8 protein-coding genes and 3 pseudogenes are annotated in these 16,103 nt (G+C 28.4%); 8 read left to right on the top strand and 3 right to left on the bottom strand.

Annotated features, from left to right (window positions below; translation table 4 throughout):
• The first annotated feature begins 77 nt into the window (after positions 1 to 77).
• Both MBOVPG45_RS00870 and MBOVPG45_RS00865 read left to right on the top strand, forming a co-directional pair.
• Positions 78 to 2,384, top strand: coding sequence for a S8 family serine peptidase (locus MBOVPG45_RS00870; protein ID WP_013456364.1), 2,307 nt, complete (start codon positions 78 to 80; stop codon positions 2,382 to 2,384).
• Positions 2,354 to 3,763, top strand: a complete 1,410-nt coding sequence (locus MBOVPG45_RS00865; protein WP_013456199.1) for an Mbov_0186 family lipoprotein — start codon at positions 2,354 to 2,356, stop codon at positions 3,761 to 3,763. The genes MBOVPG45_RS00870 and MBOVPG45_RS00865 overlap by 31 nt, the downstream gene beginning before the upstream one ends.
• Positions 3,764 to 3,891: 128 nt before the next feature.
• Here the strand turns inward: MBOVPG45_RS00865 and MBOVPG45_RS04680 are convergent, their stop codons facing one another.
• The 3 genes and pseudogenes from MBOVPG45_RS04680 to MBOVPG45_RS05015 form a co-directional block, all read right to left on the bottom strand.
• Positions 3,892 to 4,050, bottom strand: coding sequence for a hypothetical protein (locus MBOVPG45_RS04680; RefSeq protein ID WP_013456058.1), 159 nt, complete (start codon positions 4,048 to 4,050; stop codon positions 3,892 to 3,894).
• 564 nt (positions 4,051 to 4,614) lie between these two features.
• Positions 4,615 to 5,070 carry a hypothetical protein gene (locus tag MBOVPG45_RS00860; RefSeq protein WP_013456067.1) on the bottom strand — a complete coding sequence of 152 codons (456 nt, stop codon included), beginning with the start codon at positions 5,068 to 5,070 and terminating at the stop codon, positions 4,615 to 4,617.
• Between the two features lie 70 nt (positions 5,071 to 5,140).
• A pseudogene (locus tag MBOVPG45_RS05015) lies at positions 5,141 to 6,177 on the bottom strand (variable surface lipoprotein).
• Between the two features lie 450 nt (positions 6,178 to 6,627).
• Here MBOVPG45_RS05015 and tig point away from each other — a divergent pair.
• From tig to MBOVPG45_RS00815, 6 genes and pseudogenes are all read left to right on the top strand, one after another.
• Entirely contained in the window at positions 6,628 to 8,133 is a 1,506-nt protein-coding gene (tig, locus tag MBOVPG45_RS00850; RefSeq protein WP_013455963.1) for a trigger factor, read from the top strand.
• Positions 8,134 to 8,260: 127 nt separating this feature from the next.
• Positions 8,261 to 9,929, top strand: a pseudogene (locus MBOVPG45_RS00840) (site-specific DNA-methyltransferase).
• Between the two features lie 56 nt (positions 9,930 to 9,985).
• Positions 9,986 to 11,660 (top strand): annotated as a pseudogene (locus MBOVPG45_RS00830) (site-specific DNA-methyltransferase).
• A gap of 62 nt (positions 11,661 to 11,722) precedes the next feature.
• Positions 11,723 to 12,091 carry a type III restriction endonuclease subunit M gene (locus tag MBOVPG45_RS04960; protein WP_169306040.1) on the top strand — a complete coding sequence of 123 codons (369 nt, stop codon included), beginning with the start codon at positions 11,723 to 11,725 and terminating at the stop codon, positions 12,089 to 12,091.
• A gap of 10 nt (positions 12,092 to 12,101) precedes the next feature.
• Positions 12,102 to 13,424 carry a site-specific DNA-methyltransferase gene (locus MBOVPG45_RS00820; RefSeq protein ID WP_318023789.1) on the top strand — a complete coding sequence of 441 codons (1,323 nt, stop codon included), beginning with the start codon at positions 12,102 to 12,104 and terminating at the stop codon, positions 13,422 to 13,424.
• Complete coding sequence (locus MBOVPG45_RS00815) at positions 13,411 to 15,834, top strand: DEAD/DEAH box helicase family protein (protein WP_013456089.1); 2,424 nt, start codon at positions 13,411 to 13,413, stop codon at positions 15,832 to 15,834. The genes MBOVPG45_RS00820 and MBOVPG45_RS00815 overlap by 14 nt, the downstream gene beginning before the upstream one ends.
• Positions 15,835 to 16,103: the final 269 nt, after the last annotated feature.

Here is a 16,103-nt window from a genome sequence, read left to right as displayed (position 1 = left end):
TCAAATCGTGTGTAATTCTTTTCACTTTCTTATTCATAATATGGCACAAATATAAAATTAAATATAATTTTATTAGTATGAAAAGATTGAATAAATTAGTTTTAAGTCCATTATTTTTTGCTCCAGTTTTTTCAGTTTCTGCGGTGTTGCCAGCAACAAACAATCAAGTTAAATTAAATAAGGACAGTTCTGAATTGATCAATTGGGATGACTATAAACGCTTAGTTAAAATGTATACCCCATATTACAGCAAGCTGGGAGTTTGAGATAGAGAATGGATGCCGACAAACTACTCATCCAACAAATATGATAAAGTAGGAATTATCGAAGTTGACGATTTTGATAGTAGTCATCTTCTCTCCCAAAACAGTAGCTTTGTTTTTAAAAGGACTAATTCCAAAGAAATATACAGGAAAAGTAATCATGGATACGCCGTTACTTCTATAATAGGAACAGATTTTGGTATAAATCCAAATGCTTCAATATACTATGAAGCATCCGATAACTTAATTGAAAGTATTAAAAATTTGTACAACAATTATGGCGTTAGACTTATAAACATGAGTCTAGGACCAGTTGATCCTTACTATCAAGTTAAAAAGGCTGTTCAGAATTTGAATGATAGTTACTTTGGCAGTATTGGTAGCAAATATTATGATTTTGATGTGAAAATTAAAATTTATCCTAAAGATATAAAAGAATTGATGCGTTCATTCAAAATTTTAGCAAAAGCAATCATTTACTACACATATAAAAATAATAAGCAAATTTATGGAGCTTCCGGCATACAAAATTTGTACAAAACTATTGGTGAATATGCCCTCCAAAACGGCATAAAAATAATTCAGTCAAGTGGCAATAATAACGACGAAGTAAGTGAATATATGGCAAATAACGAATTTTTAAATAAGCCACAATTTCTTGAAAATGGCAGGATCTCAAAGGATAAAATTTACAGAGCTTTTAAATCTTTTTTTAATTTAGTTAAAAACTGGCAAAATGATGTATGACCTACTGAAGAAGAAAGAAATTATAATATTAAGTTATTATATCTGATAAGAGTAATCTTGGATAAAGCATTTGATGATGTAAGGTGAATATACGAAAATAAGGATACAAACTGATTAAAAAAATTTGATTTTGATGCTTTTTTAGATGCTGATTTCAGAAAAAGAAAATTATTTGATGCTATAACTGATTGACAGAGTCTTATTTATCACGAAGGGATCATTTCAGTTGGTGCTGTTAACTGAAAAAATATTGCAACCAATTTTAGTTCGTATGCAAAAAACTATTATGGAAGTTATCCGCTTGTTTCTGCATATGGCGACAAACTTAATAATGATAAGGCTGGATTATTAAAAAGTTATTATCATAAGAACAATTATAATGAGATAGAAAAATATATTAAATCATCAAAGAATAATAAAGAATTTATAGACAAGATGTCTTATATAATTAATTTCAATGGCACTAGCAAGTTTGCACCGATGATAACCGGAATCATTTCGCGCATACAGAGCAAATTACAACAAGAACTGTCAATTGAAGATGTTAAATTAATGTTGGTTAGTTCTGCAACATATTCAAAAACTAAAGCATCTGGATATAGTAGCTCTTCGTTTAGTGAAATAACATCCACTTATGAACATTGAAGAAGAAACCATGCTAAAAACAAAACTGGTTTTGGCATTCCTAAATACTTCAAGATGAAACAAATTTGAGATAGCGGAAATATTAGAAGAGTTAGGCCACACGAGCTTGGCAAAGATTTTATAGATAGTGCTAGTGTATTGCAAATTTATGATAGTAAATACATAAATGAAAAATGAAAATATTGAACGTCAACATTTGTTTGGAAACATAAGAAATCATTTGCTGAATATTGAAAACTATACGAATTAAACAATAATCCTTACGTTAGTTGGTTTAGAAATAAATGACTGCCACATTTGTTGAAAGCGATAGAATACAAAAAATCAAAGGATCCAGACTGAAACTTTGACAATATTCCTATTTATGCAATTGAAACTGATATGTATAAATATAAAAATATTTTTGCACGAAGATGAATTTTAGGTAGTCAAGAGCCACGAACAAGTGTACAACATGTTTATTTCTATAAAAAAGATCCAGAAGCTACTTATTCATATACAAACTATTTAAAATATGCAGAGCTAGAGGAATATTTAATACTTTTACTAGATTATCTTGCTTATAAAAACAATATTAAGCTTGATGAAAACAAAGTTAAGGATCTTTACTACTATCTAACACACCCATTGTTAGAAGAATATAAGAATTATGTCACTGATATGAAACAAAAATATTGGAAGCATCTCAAGGAAAACGTATGATTGGAAAGTTATACAAATCTATTTTAAAAAATGGTAAAAAAATAGGTATTTATCCCTTTTTAATAGGTTCATCCATCATTATATCTAGCACATTAATTGTGCCATCATGTGGGGAATACCATCAAACATCTTTTGAAAGGGAACACAATAAATTTTTCGATTTTAATCTATATGAAAAACGAATAAAAAAGTCATTGAAGTCAACTGATCCAATTTCTTTAATGTGTTCTGCTTTAGAAGCGTTTAAAGATAGACCTATATTTTACAAAAAGCTATCGCAAAACTTTCATAACTTCGTTGAGCTGATAAATAGTTTTTCTTATTTCCCAAATCAAGAATATCCTGGAATTGAAAATGAATATATATCATACTTGGTGTATACAGCCAAAAACTATTCCACCTTTTATTCTAAAAGTGTTGCAAGAACAAAGAATATTAAGGAATATGAGCCAAAAACAACCTTAAGTGCTTTACCGACAGGCAATTTTGTTAATTTTAATGGTGTTAAATATTTAAATGAAATTTGAAAAAGCTTTGACAATAAAAATAAAAATGACATTAAACTAAGCAATTTAAATAAATTATCACTTAAAATTTCAAATAACATTTTTAAGAACTTGCTTAAGCTAGAATCGCATTATAGTCGCTACTTAAAAAATTTTTCAATATTTAATATAATAGCCCCTCATACAGATGCTTCACATGAATTCACGAATTCAAAAGTTGATGAATACTTAGGTAATTTTAAATTCATTAAAAATGTTGCTAATCTTTTGCCTACTATTAATAATCAGACAATAATTAATAACTACCGAAAATTCGGAATTTTTGATGTCAAAAGAGAAACATTGCTTATAAATTCAAATAAAATAAATGCCTTGACATTTAAATTTAATAAATTATATTCTGCTAATGATATTACTGTAACTTCATCTTATAGTCGCTCAGAATCTCGTGACTTAATGAACTATATCGTTATAAATTTTTCATACAGGCCTGATTTAATGAGCTTTAAGGAATTTTTGAATTTTAAAAAGAAAACTAAATTCACTAAAACAAACTTACAAAAAGAACAAATCGTTTCTGGATATATAGACTTAGATAAATTGATTGGAAACTATACTGCTATTGCCCCAGATAAATTCAATGTTTTGGAAATAAATACACAAGGCTTTGGTAGCGAAGCTTCTTTATGAAAAGAAAATATAAATTCTGGATATTATGGCAATAGTACTAATAGCAATTCTGAAAAAAATATTTATCTAGATTACATTAACTTTTTAAAAATGGATTCTAATTCAAACAATACTGGCTTGCTTATAACTCCTGATAGTTGAAATGTAAATGAGATTTCTAAAGAGGATTGGGATGAAATGCTACCAAAGATAAACGAGTCTGTTTCTTAAATAAAAAATGCAAATTGAATATATTTATGGATTAATTTAAAAGTACAACACATAAGATTGTGCTGGCAAGTTTTTTAAAAAAGAGTGCTCTCTCTTTTTTATGATGCTAATTTTCCTGGTTGCCTTATTTATAGGGTCAAAAGGTAATTATTTACTAATCTATTAGCCCTTTTTTCTATTTGGTCAAGCTCATTTTGCACATCAGCAATCATAGAAACTATTACTTTTAATCCTAATGCCAGGTCTCTTTTGTAAATTATCAAGGTAACTATTGCATTATTTAACATTGGGTAGAAATGTTAATTTTAGTGCCTTAATATTTAAAAAAATTTTCTCACAACCATAATTATGTTGTTAATTAGAATTATGTTGTTTTTATAAAATTTTCTCTTTGTTTTGGATATAAGATACTATCAGAGTAAACAAAAAACCACAAACAGTGGTCTTGTTGAATAATCCTCTATTTTTCTATTGCAACTTCAAAAATTTCATCTGAAACTAATGGCAAGTCAGCTGAATCTCCCAACATTGAACCGATTTGGAATTCTAAGAATAATTTTCTATTTTTTAGCTTAACATTAGTTCCGCTAGCATGCTTTAACTTAACATTTTTGTGTTCATTTGGATGAACATAAGAATTTATAATTTGGATGAACAGTTACAAAATCTAAAAGTTCGTTGTTGTTAAGTGTTATAAATAGTTTTGCAAAGTTATTTGAATACTCTGCTGCTTTGTAAACATTTCCGCTGATATGCTTTTTATTGCTTAAAACATAAGCTTTTACATAGATTCTTTTATTAGCAATAAAGCCTCTCTTAGAAGTTTATGGTAATCATTGTTTGTTGTAGGCTTAAAGCTTCCTTCTTTTTTTAATTTCTTCAGCAAATAACTTAATCAGTTTTTTAAATGCTTGTTCTAATTTTTCGGGTTGCTCACCTTGAATTGATGAAATAATGTTGCTAATTTCTTTTACACCTTCATTATCAAAGTCTTTAAGAGACACTAATGCCTTTTGGAATCTGCCCAAAATTACGGCATATTTTTCTTTAAATATTGGATAAGCCACTTTTCGCGAATCTTCTCCAGTTTTATTAGATTCATTTTTATCAAAATTAGTTATTTTTTCAGATGTTGCTTTAGCCTTAGATTTATCTTCCTTAGCATTTTCTTCGATGCTACATTTAGCATCAATCATTGGAAGAAGAGCTATAGAATTAATACCCCAAAAAAAGCAAAAAAGATCTTTTTGTTCTTCGTATTTGACCTTGTTTCCTATTCTAATGTTCAAAAATAACTGATAATACATATTATAAATTCTTATAAATTTGCCAAATTTTCCCTAAAAATAGGCAAAAAAATAAAAATAACCTTATTGGTTATTTCTCCTTTAACTTTTTGACAAAATCATTAACTTCAGATCTAATGTCTTCATAACTCTTGTTAAGTTCATATAAAGCATTGCGTTTTTCAAGATCTTTAAACTCTTCATATAAGGAATCTTTGCCATTTGGATTTGATTCTACAAATTGAATTATCCGGTCAATATCTTTTCAGAATTTAAAATGTTTTTGATATTTCTTAAGTAGTTCCATGTCTTTTGTTTTTATACCTACAGCAACAAATTCTTTTAATTCATTTCAAAAAGTATATGTTTTTGTTAAATACATTTTAAATTCAGGATCAAATGATGAAAATGATGCCATATTTGTTTCATTTGTAACTCTTGATGGAGCATCAGTTTGATTATTTTTATCAGGTTCCTTTTTTCCGCCAGGCACATGTTTGTTAGTTTTGGATTCTTCATTTTTCTTTTCAGGAATCTTCGGAGTTTTTTCTTCCATTTTGTCTTTATTTGGGTCTGATTCCTTTTTATCATCATCTGGTTTCTTTGGCTTCTCATCCTTGTGTTTACCTGAAGCGCCATTACCGCCTTGGTTATTTGAATCTTTATTTGGGTCTGATTCCTTTTTATCATCACCTGGTTTCTTTGGCTTCTCATCCTTGTGTTTACCTGAAACGCCATTACCGCTTTGGTTATTCGAGTCTTTATTTGAAGGATTTGTTGGGGCAACGGGCTCAGTTTCTGTCTTTTCCTTCTTTAATTCTTCAAATTTTTTATTTAGTTCTTTGACAGCTTGTTTGAATTCATCAGAACTCTTTAAGGTTTTGAGTTTTTCTTTTGATTCATCAACTAGTTTTTTTAATTCTTGCTTAACATTATCGCTTAGACTTACATTTGAGTTTAGTTCAGATTCAATCTTTTCTATTTGTGATTGTAATTCATTCTTTTCTTTAATTTCATCAGTTTTAACTGGTTCATTGTTATCACATGAAGCTGCAACAATTGGTAGTGCTAGGGAAGTTATAATCCCCCCCCCATCGCAGTTAAAAATTTTTTATTTACTTTGTTCATAGTGTAATTAATATATCATAAAAAATGTCTAATATTCCAAATCGCACATTTAACAATAAGTTAAAAGCACCTCCAAGCAGTGTTTATGTAATTGTGCTTTAAGAATTTATTGAATTTATAAATTTATAAATTTGTAAAAAATATTTGGCATACTGCTTTTTTGGTCTATAATTATCTTGATGCATTCCTAAGTGAATGAGTACTGTATCCACAGGAACAGTTGCTTAAGAGTATATTACTCCTTTCCTATGATAATATGTAAAGTTCTGTGCGCGGAAACTTTTTCAATTTGAATTGTCTTATGAATTAAAAAGGGGAGCAATCTCCTTTTTTAAATTCCTTAACCACTTTTATAAACAAACTGTATTTTTATATTAAAATTGTTAATATTAAAATAACATCTTATTATTATGAGATTTAAATTAATTTTTAACTACCATAGGGAGATATATGAGTGCTAAATCAATAGAACTAAACAAAGAAAAAGGTTCTGTAGTTGTTGAATATGAGTTTTCAGGTGAAAAATGAACAAACATTTTTAACAAAACCAAAACTAATAAAATAAAAAAATTAAAAGTAGATGGTTTTAGACCTGGTAAAGCTCCTAAACACATAGTAGATAAATATGTAACACCAGTTGCTGTGGCAAGTGATTCAATTAATGAAGCATACAATGTTTTTGCTGATGAAATTTTTGAAGAAGTTAAAAAACAACATGAAAATGTGTTACAAAATGCAGTTTTATTAGAATTGCCAGTTTTAGCTGAAGAATCTTCAGTTATTAAAATTGAGTTTCCATTGTTGCCAGATTTATCTAACATTAAATTAGATGAATCAATTAAGACAAAAGTTAGCAAATTAAAAGTAACTGAAGCTGATATTGATGAATACCTTAATCAATTGTTAAGCAAAAATGCTTTAGTATTACCTTTAGATAAAAAAGACAAAACAAAATTAGGTGATGTTGTTACACTTAAGTACAAAGGTTTTGTTAATAATGAACCATTTGATGGTGGAGAAGCTGATTCATTTGACCTTAAATTAGGAAGCAAAACGTTTATTGATACATTTGAAGATCAGTTAGTTGGTAAAACTGTGGGCTGAAAAGGTGAAGTTAATGTTACTTTCCCAGAAAACTATGCTGTTCCAACACTTAAAGGTCAACCAGCAGTTTTTGAATGCGAAATTCTAGATGCTAAAAGATTAGAAGAAATTAAACCAACTGACGAAAATGTCAAAGAATTGCATCTTCCAAATGTTTCTAATTTAGAAGAAGCTAAGTCATATGCTAAGGAAATTTTGACTGTTAAAAAATACTCAGAAATTCACAGACAAGTTATAGATTCATTAGTTGATGAATTAGTTGAAAAACATCAATTTGCAGTTTCAGACATTCTAGTTACACAAGGTGCACAAAAAAGATTAGAAGAAATCAAAGCAAACTTAAAACAACAAGGAATTAAATTTAATGAATACCTAGACTTAATTAAAACTTCAGAAGCTGATTTTAATAAGTTAGTTTTAAGTGAAGAAAAGGTACTTACAAAGAGACTTTTAGTCCATGAAGAATTAATGAAACAATTTAAAGATAAGGCTGAAATTTCTGAAGATAACAAACATCTATGAGCAATTAATGTTGCTTTTGGCCAACAATTTGTACCACTTCCATTTGTGCTTCAATACATGAAACAAAATCCATTAAGTGATGAAGAAGGAAAAGAAAATCAATTTACTGAAGCAGTTAAAGAAGTGGCTGTTACTAGATTAATTCTAGCACACTTGGACAAAAAAGTTGCTGATCACAATGACAAAGTTGCTTTAGAATTAGCTAAAAAACTAATTGAACAAGCTGAAAAAGATGTTCAACAATACGAAGAAAAAGCTAAGCAAATTTATGAAGAAGAATTAGCTGAAGAAGAAGCAAAAAAAGCCGAATCTAAAAAAGAAGAAAAATAACAAAATACTAAGGCATCTGCTAATTATGCAGATGTTTTTATTTTCGATTATTGTGTATACGACAAATTCATAATTTATAATTTATATACAAATAATAAATATATCAGTAACTATTTGTATTATAAGGATGACAATGAATACTATAAAAAAGGATTATATAGAAAAAGCTAATGCCTTAAGCCTTAGCAATGAACTAAATCAAGATCAAAAAGATCTTATTCTTTCAATCATTGATAAATTTGATGACAATGACCCAACTTTACATAATGTTTTCCAACTTTTAATCAAAAGAGTAAAACTAGGCTTTGTATTTGATGTTGCTCCTTCAGTTAATTCTTCTGAAATAGCTTTATTAAAAAAGGATGAAAAATTATCGTTTAATAATGACAATAACAAGCCTACTAATACACTAATAATTGGCGAAAACTATGATGCTCTTAAAAATCTTATAGTGATCGAGAGAGAGAGAGAGAGAGAGAGAGAGAGAGAGAGAGAGAGAGAGAGAGAGAGAGTCACAGTCAGAGACTGTTAATTACGATGTAATTTACATTGATCCTCCTTATAATACTGAGAGCTCACTAACTGATGGAAATAACCTAAGTGAAAAAGATGATGTTAGTTCATCAAAATTTATCTATCGTGATAAATTTAGTCGTACTGGTTGACTAAATATGTTAAACGAACGACTAAGACTATCACACCAACTTTTAAAAGAAGATGGTGTTATTTTTGTTTCAATTGATGATAGCGAACAAGCCTATTTGAAAGTGTTAATGGATGAAATTTTTGGCGAGGAAAATTTTATCAGTGTTTTCAAATGAATTAGAACATATACTCCAGCATCATTAAGTAGCAAAGTAAGAAAGAAAATGGAATATGTTTTATGTTATGAAAAGAAGAGAAATAACCGTGAATACAATGTTGGAACTATAACAGGAGGTGATATGCCTTTGTTAAATGATACAAACAATAAAAAAGAATTATCATTTAACAAACACCATGTGAAATTTGGTTTTAATGGATATTTCGAAAAAGGTTTATATGAAAAAGTTGAATTGATGAATAACATTAACATTAAAAATGGGAATTCGGATGTTGATTTTGTTTTAAAAGGAAAATTTAAATGAAGCCAGCAATTCTTAGACAACGAATTACTTGCCGGAACTCATATTCTTATCAAATCTACAAAGTTTTCTCCTAGATATCTGAGAAATGAAATTAGAAATAAAAAACCATCCGACATAATTTCAATGGATGAATGCGAAGTAGAGACAAATGAAACTGCAAAAAAAGAAATAGAATCGATATTTATAAATAATACATTTATGTATCCTAAACCCATTTCATTAATTAAATATTTAATAAGTATCATACCTAACAAAAACGCTCGTATTTTAGACTTCTATGCTGGTTCAGGCACCACTGGTCATGCTGTTATGGAACTAAACAAAGAAGATGGCGGAAATAGAAGTTATACATTAGTAACAAATAATGAAAATAACATAGCTACAAATGTTTGTTACGAAAGACTATATCGAATCAATAATGGAATCTCTACAAATAATGAATCTAATTTTGACTGGATTAAAGAAAACAAACCATATAACTCCAATTTAAATGTTTATAACATTGAATATTATTCAACTAAATTATTTGATGATAATCAAAGTAATATTAGTATAAAAGAGCAATATATCAAAATGCTACAGGACTTTAATATTGACACCGAAGATAAAGATAGCAATATTGACATTCTAAGAAGTTTAACATCCTTAAAACCTATGACTAAGGATTAACTAAATGTATATAATTAAAATTATGTAATAAAAATTCAATTTACAAGTTTATAAGGATGACAATGAATACTATAAAACAGGATTATATAGAAAAAGCTAATGCCTTAAGCCTTAGCAATGAACTAAATCAAGATCAAAAAGATCTTATTGTTTCAATAATTGATAAATTTGAGGACAACGACCCAGCATTACATAATGTTTTCCAACTTTTAATCAAAAGAGTAAAACTAGGCTTTGTATTTGATGTTGCTCCTTCAGTTAATGCATCTGAAATAGCTTTATTAAAAAAGGATGAAAAGTTATCGTTCAGCAATGACAATAATAAGCCTACTAATACACTAATAATTGGAGAAAATTATGATGCTCTTAAAAATCTTATAGTGATCGAGAGAGAGAGAGAGAGAGAGAGAGAGAGAGTCACAGTCAGAGACTGTTAATTACGATGTAATTTATATCGATCCTCCTTATAATACTGAAAGTTCACTAACTGATGGCAATAACCTAAGTGAAAAAAATGATGTTAGTTCATCAAAATTTATCTATCGTGATAAATTTAGTCGTACTGGTTGACTAAATATGTTAAACGAACGACTAAGAATGGCAAAGCAGCTTTTAAAAGAAGATGGTGTTATTTTTGTTTCCATTGATGACAGCGAACAGGCCTATTTGAAAGTGCTAATGGATGAAATTTTTGGTGAAGAAAATTTCATAGCAAATATTGTTTGACAAAAGAAAAATGAAGGATCTGGTGAAGATAGTAAATTCTTAAAAATTCTTACTGAATATGTTTTAGTATATGCAAATAACATTGATAAATTTAAAACTAATAACTATGCAAAAGATATTGATGATGGCTCATATAAATATTCTGATGAATTTGTGAAAACAAGAGGAATGTACAAATTAAACCAACTAGATAGAGCTTCATTGACTTGGTCTGAATCGCTAGACTTTCCTATTTCTCATAATGGAAAAATTTATTATCCAGGCAGATCTGAAAAAAATTGGCAAAGTAGACATTCTGGCAATCATGCAACTAAAGATTGGCAGTGAAGATGAAGCAAGGAAAAAATTAATTGAGGGATAGAGAATAATTTTATTGTTTTCAAAAACAAAAGTGTATATTCAAAACAATATCAATATGTTGATAATAACAACCAATTAGTGAATAGAGATTCCAAATTTTCAAATTTAATTTATTCAGTCCATGGTTCAGTAGGGACATCAGAACAAAAAGAAATTTTTACTAACAAAATTTTTGATCACCCTAAGCCTGTTGGTTTGCTTAGATTTCTCATAAATCTTCATCCTAACAAAAGTGCTCGAATTTTAGACTTCTATACTGGTTCAGGCACTACTGGACATGCTGTTATGGAACTAAACAAAGAAGATGGCGGAAATAGAACCTTCACTTTAGTAACCAATAATGAAAATAACATAGCTACAAATGTTTGTTATGAAAGACTATATCGAATCAATAATGGAATCTCTACAAATAATGAATCTAATTTTGAGTGAATTAAGAAAAACAAACATTATAACTCCAATTTAAATGTTTATAACATTGAATATTATTCAACTAAATTATTTGATGATAATCAAAGTAATATTAGTATAAAAGAGCAATATATCAAAATGCTACAGGACTTTAATATTGACACCGAAGATAAAGATAGCAATATTGACATTCTAAGAAGTTTAACGTCCTTAAAACCTATGACTAAGGATTAACTAAATGTATATAATTAAAATTATGTAATAAAAATTCAATTTACAAGTTTATAAGGATGACAATGAATACTATAAAACAGGATTATATAGAAAAAGCTAATGCCTTAAGCCTTAGCAATGAACTAAATCAAGATCAAAAAGATCTTATTCTTTCAATCATTGATAAATTTGAGGACAACGACCCAGCTTTACATAATGTTTACCAACTTTTAATCAAAAGAGTAAAACTAGGTTTTGTATTTGATATTGCTCCTTCAGTTAATGCTTCTGAAATAGCTTTATTCAAAAAGGATGAAAAATTATCGTTTAATAATGACAATAACAAGCCTACTAATACACTAATAATTGGCGAAAACTATGATGCTCTTAAAAATCTTATAGTGATCGAGAGAGAGAGAGAGAGAGAGAGAGTCACAGTCAGAGACTGTTAATTACGATGTAATTTATATCGATCCTCCTTATAATACTGAAAGCTCACTTTCTGATGGCAATAATCTAAGTGAAAAAGATGATGTTGGTTCATCAAAATTTATCTATCGTGATAAATTTAGTCGTACTGGTTGACTAAATATGTTAAATGAACGACTTAGAATGGCAAAGCAGCTTTTAAAGGAAGATGGTGTTATTTTTGTTTCTATTGATGATAGCGAACAGGCCTATTTGAAAGTATTAATGGATGAAATCTTTGGTGAAGAAAATTTCATAGCATGTGTGCCAGCTATCTTAAACCCAAGCGGGAGACAAGTAAATACTGAAATTGCGCTAACTCATGAGTATATTTTAATTTATGGTGGTGTGAATTTTGTGCCTGAAGAGCTAGATAACGAATATGTTATTAATAAATTACCAGAAATATATAAAAACCGCAATCTTGAAACACTTGTAGATAATAAGGGGGAATATTGATTGCAATATACACTTGAGAATCAAAGCAAAAAATTTAATGATAAAAATAGGCCAAATTTAGCTTATCCAATTTTTATTAATAAAGATGAAAACCATAATTTATACCACACTATTGAGCCCACAGAGAAAACCATTTACACTTTATGACCCAAAAATGTAAATGGTGTGCAATATGTATGAAGATGATCGAGAGAAAAAATTAACAAAGAAAAGGAAGAGCTTGTAATAAAAATGGATAATGATAAATTCAAGATCTATCCTAAGAAAAGAAAAAACACATGGATATTTAAGACAATCATAAAAGGAAGTAGTTTTAATAACAAAACTGGAAACAAAGTATTATCAAGTATTTTAAAAAGTGATGAATTCAGTACTGCGAAACCTGTTGAGCTAATTAAACTTTTAATAAAATTACACCCTAACAATAATGCTCGAATTTTAGACTTCTATGCTGGTTCAGGCACTACTGGACATGCTGTTATGGAATTAAACAAAGAAGATGGCGGAAATAGATGTTATACATTAGTAACAAACAATGAAAATAACATAGCTACAAATGTTTGCTATGAAAGACTATACCGCATCAATAATGGAATTTATACAAATAATGAATCTAATTTTGATTGAATTAAGAAAAACAAGCCATACAAATCAAATTTAAATGTTTATGACATTGAATATTTTTCAACTAAATTATTTGATGATAATCAAAGTAATATGAGTATAAAAGAGCAATATATCAAAATGCTACAAGACTTTAATATTGACACTGAAGATAAAGATAGCAATATTGACATTCTAAGAAGTTTAACGTCCCTAAAACCTATATCAAAAGAGGATACTGATGCAATTAAGTAATACACAAAACAAAGCTGTATGTAAAATTATTGATAAATATGATCAAGACAAAAAGAAAATATTAGAATTTCAGGCTCCAACAGGTTCTGGAAAGACATTTATGATCATAAATGTTATTGATAAATTGATAACTGAATATCCAAATGAAAAGTTTACTTTTGCTATTGCAACACTTTCATCTGCAGACTTGCCTAAGCAAATGCTCATGAATTTTACTGACTATAAGCAATATTTATATAACTCTCATAATATATCTATTGAACTGCAAGAATCTCCATCTTCAAAATCCACAAGCAATAAAGCAAAAGATCAGCATTTTCAAATTTTAGCTAAGCAAAACAATGTATTAATTTTAGGCACTCAATCATTTGGCAAGGGCAGAATTTTTACTGAGCAAGGTATAATAAACTCTTACTTATCACAAATTGAAAATGAAGGCTACAAACTAGTTTATATAAGAGATGAAGCCCATATCGGTGGTGAAACCGGTGGCAAATATAAATCTAGCTATGTTGACTTGGATGAAGACATAGATTTTAAGGTTCAATTAGCAAACGCAAAAAAGGATGAGCAGAGATTTGAACTACTTATGCAAAATGCAGCTCATTTTATTATAAAAATGACTGCAACACCGAAGGGTAAAAATGAACTAGTTCATATAAGGCCTGATGACTTATTAGAAGATGACCTTATCCTACTAAAACATAAGTCCCACTTTAATTATGGCTTAGATGAGTCTAAAAGTGATGTTTTAGATGATGAACAAATTTTAAAGACAGCAATTAACAAATTTAAGTTAATTCAAAAAGAATATCTTAACGACCCTTTTCTTAAGACTATAAATCCTGCTATGCTTATTCAAGTAAAAAGTGAACAAAATGATAAGTCTGAAGAATTTGCCAAAGATATAAATGACATTATCAACATAATCAAGGAAAGTGGCTTAACTTATGTTAAGTATTTTGGCCAAAATGATGTTGAGACAAACATAAGACTTGCAAATAAGAGTCTAAAGTCAATTTCAAAAAATAATTCTGATGTTGATGCTGTTATATTTAAAATTGGGCCAGCTACTGGCTGAAACATACCTAGAGCATGTATGCTAGTGCAGTTAAGAAAAGTGTGCTCACCTAGTTTAAGTACACAAACAATAGGCAGAATAATGCGTAATCCTAACCCTGAATTTATAAAAGATCAAAATCATATAGGCTTACAATATTACTATTATTCAAACATTGAAAATAAATCTAATAATAGAATAACTTATAGACTAAAAGATGAGTTTAAAAGCGAGCAATTTAAAGTTGCTTATATTGATAAAGAGGTTGTTAAAACCAAAATTAAGAATCCTTCATATTATGAAAATATAATTGAAACTCTAGATTTTAGGCATATATATGATGAGCTTAAGAAATACCAAGAATACTATAAAACAAATGGATACATCAATTATGGTACAGAAAGATTTGGCTCAAAAACTTATGTTAATTTAAAAATTTTCAACAGCATTGAACTAGAATTAAGAAAAGAATTGTTTCTTGCTAAAAACAAGATGTACTTTAATACAGAAATAATTGAAGAAATAGAACAATTATTCCATAATAATATTGCGCGCTTGGCTAAAGATGATGAAAATTCTGATGAATTGCACAACTTACTTTCAAAAAATTTATTCTGACTAATAGTAGAGCAAAATTTTTTAAGTGATATTAAAAAGGGCTATTACAAAGAATTAAGTGAAAATAATAGTGATGGAGTTTACAAAGTAAAATTAAAGTCGCTCCCTGAAGTTAATGATTTAGTTTACTCAGAAATTGATCAGAATAGATATTTAGATATAGAAGGCAAAGCATATGCATATGTCAACAGTACAGCAGAGAAAAAAGAATCTAATTACTTTGATTCTGATACTGAGGTTGAATTTGCCACATTAGTTAATAAATATATACACACATGAAGCGAAAATAATAATTATAAAGTGCAACTCTGAACAAAAAATCCTGTTTTTGATGGAATTTATGTTGAATATTTTAAACAAAACAATGAAGTCGCAAGATCATTCCCTGACTTCATATTCAGAATTGTAGATAGATTAACAAATAAAACAATTCATGATTTTTATATAGAAGTTAAGAGTGACAATGACATAAATGAAGAAAAAAGCAATCAACTAATTGATGCATATCATAAATATATGTCATACATAGATAGCGAAAATCAAAATAAGGATATGACATTGCTTCTAGTTAAATTAAAAAAAGCAAAAAATAAGGGCTCAGCTACAAGAGTTCACTATAGCGGTTATAGTTCTATTAGTGAAATAAATGATATTCTTACTGAAAATAAACAGCACACTGAGCTTTCAGAATTAAGCAATTTTTTTGAAATTGTAATAAAAAATGCTAATTAACTTGTTTTTAATAGGGGGTAGCAAAATTTAGCTACTTTTATTATTAGCCTGTTTTATAGAATTATAGGCAAAACAAAAGGTATTAATTGGTCATTTGCTTGCATAAGTTAACAAAAAATAAATTATAAATTCTTAAATTAAAAAGCACCTAATTTGAGTATTGGAAAAATAATACCAATTTTTGGTGGTTCTGACAAGAAAATGGCCTAAAGCATAAAAAAAGAATAAAGAAAAGATACTTTTGAGTACTCAAAAGTGCAAAATTTTGT

The organism is Mycoplasmopsis bovis PG45, assembly GCF_000183385.1.
Taxonomy (GTDB): Bacteria; Bacillota_I; Bacilli_A; order Mycoplasmatales; family Metamycoplasmataceae; genus Mycoplasmopsis; species Mycoplasmopsis bovis.
This window is presented reverse-complemented; position numbering and strand designations above follow the sequence as displayed.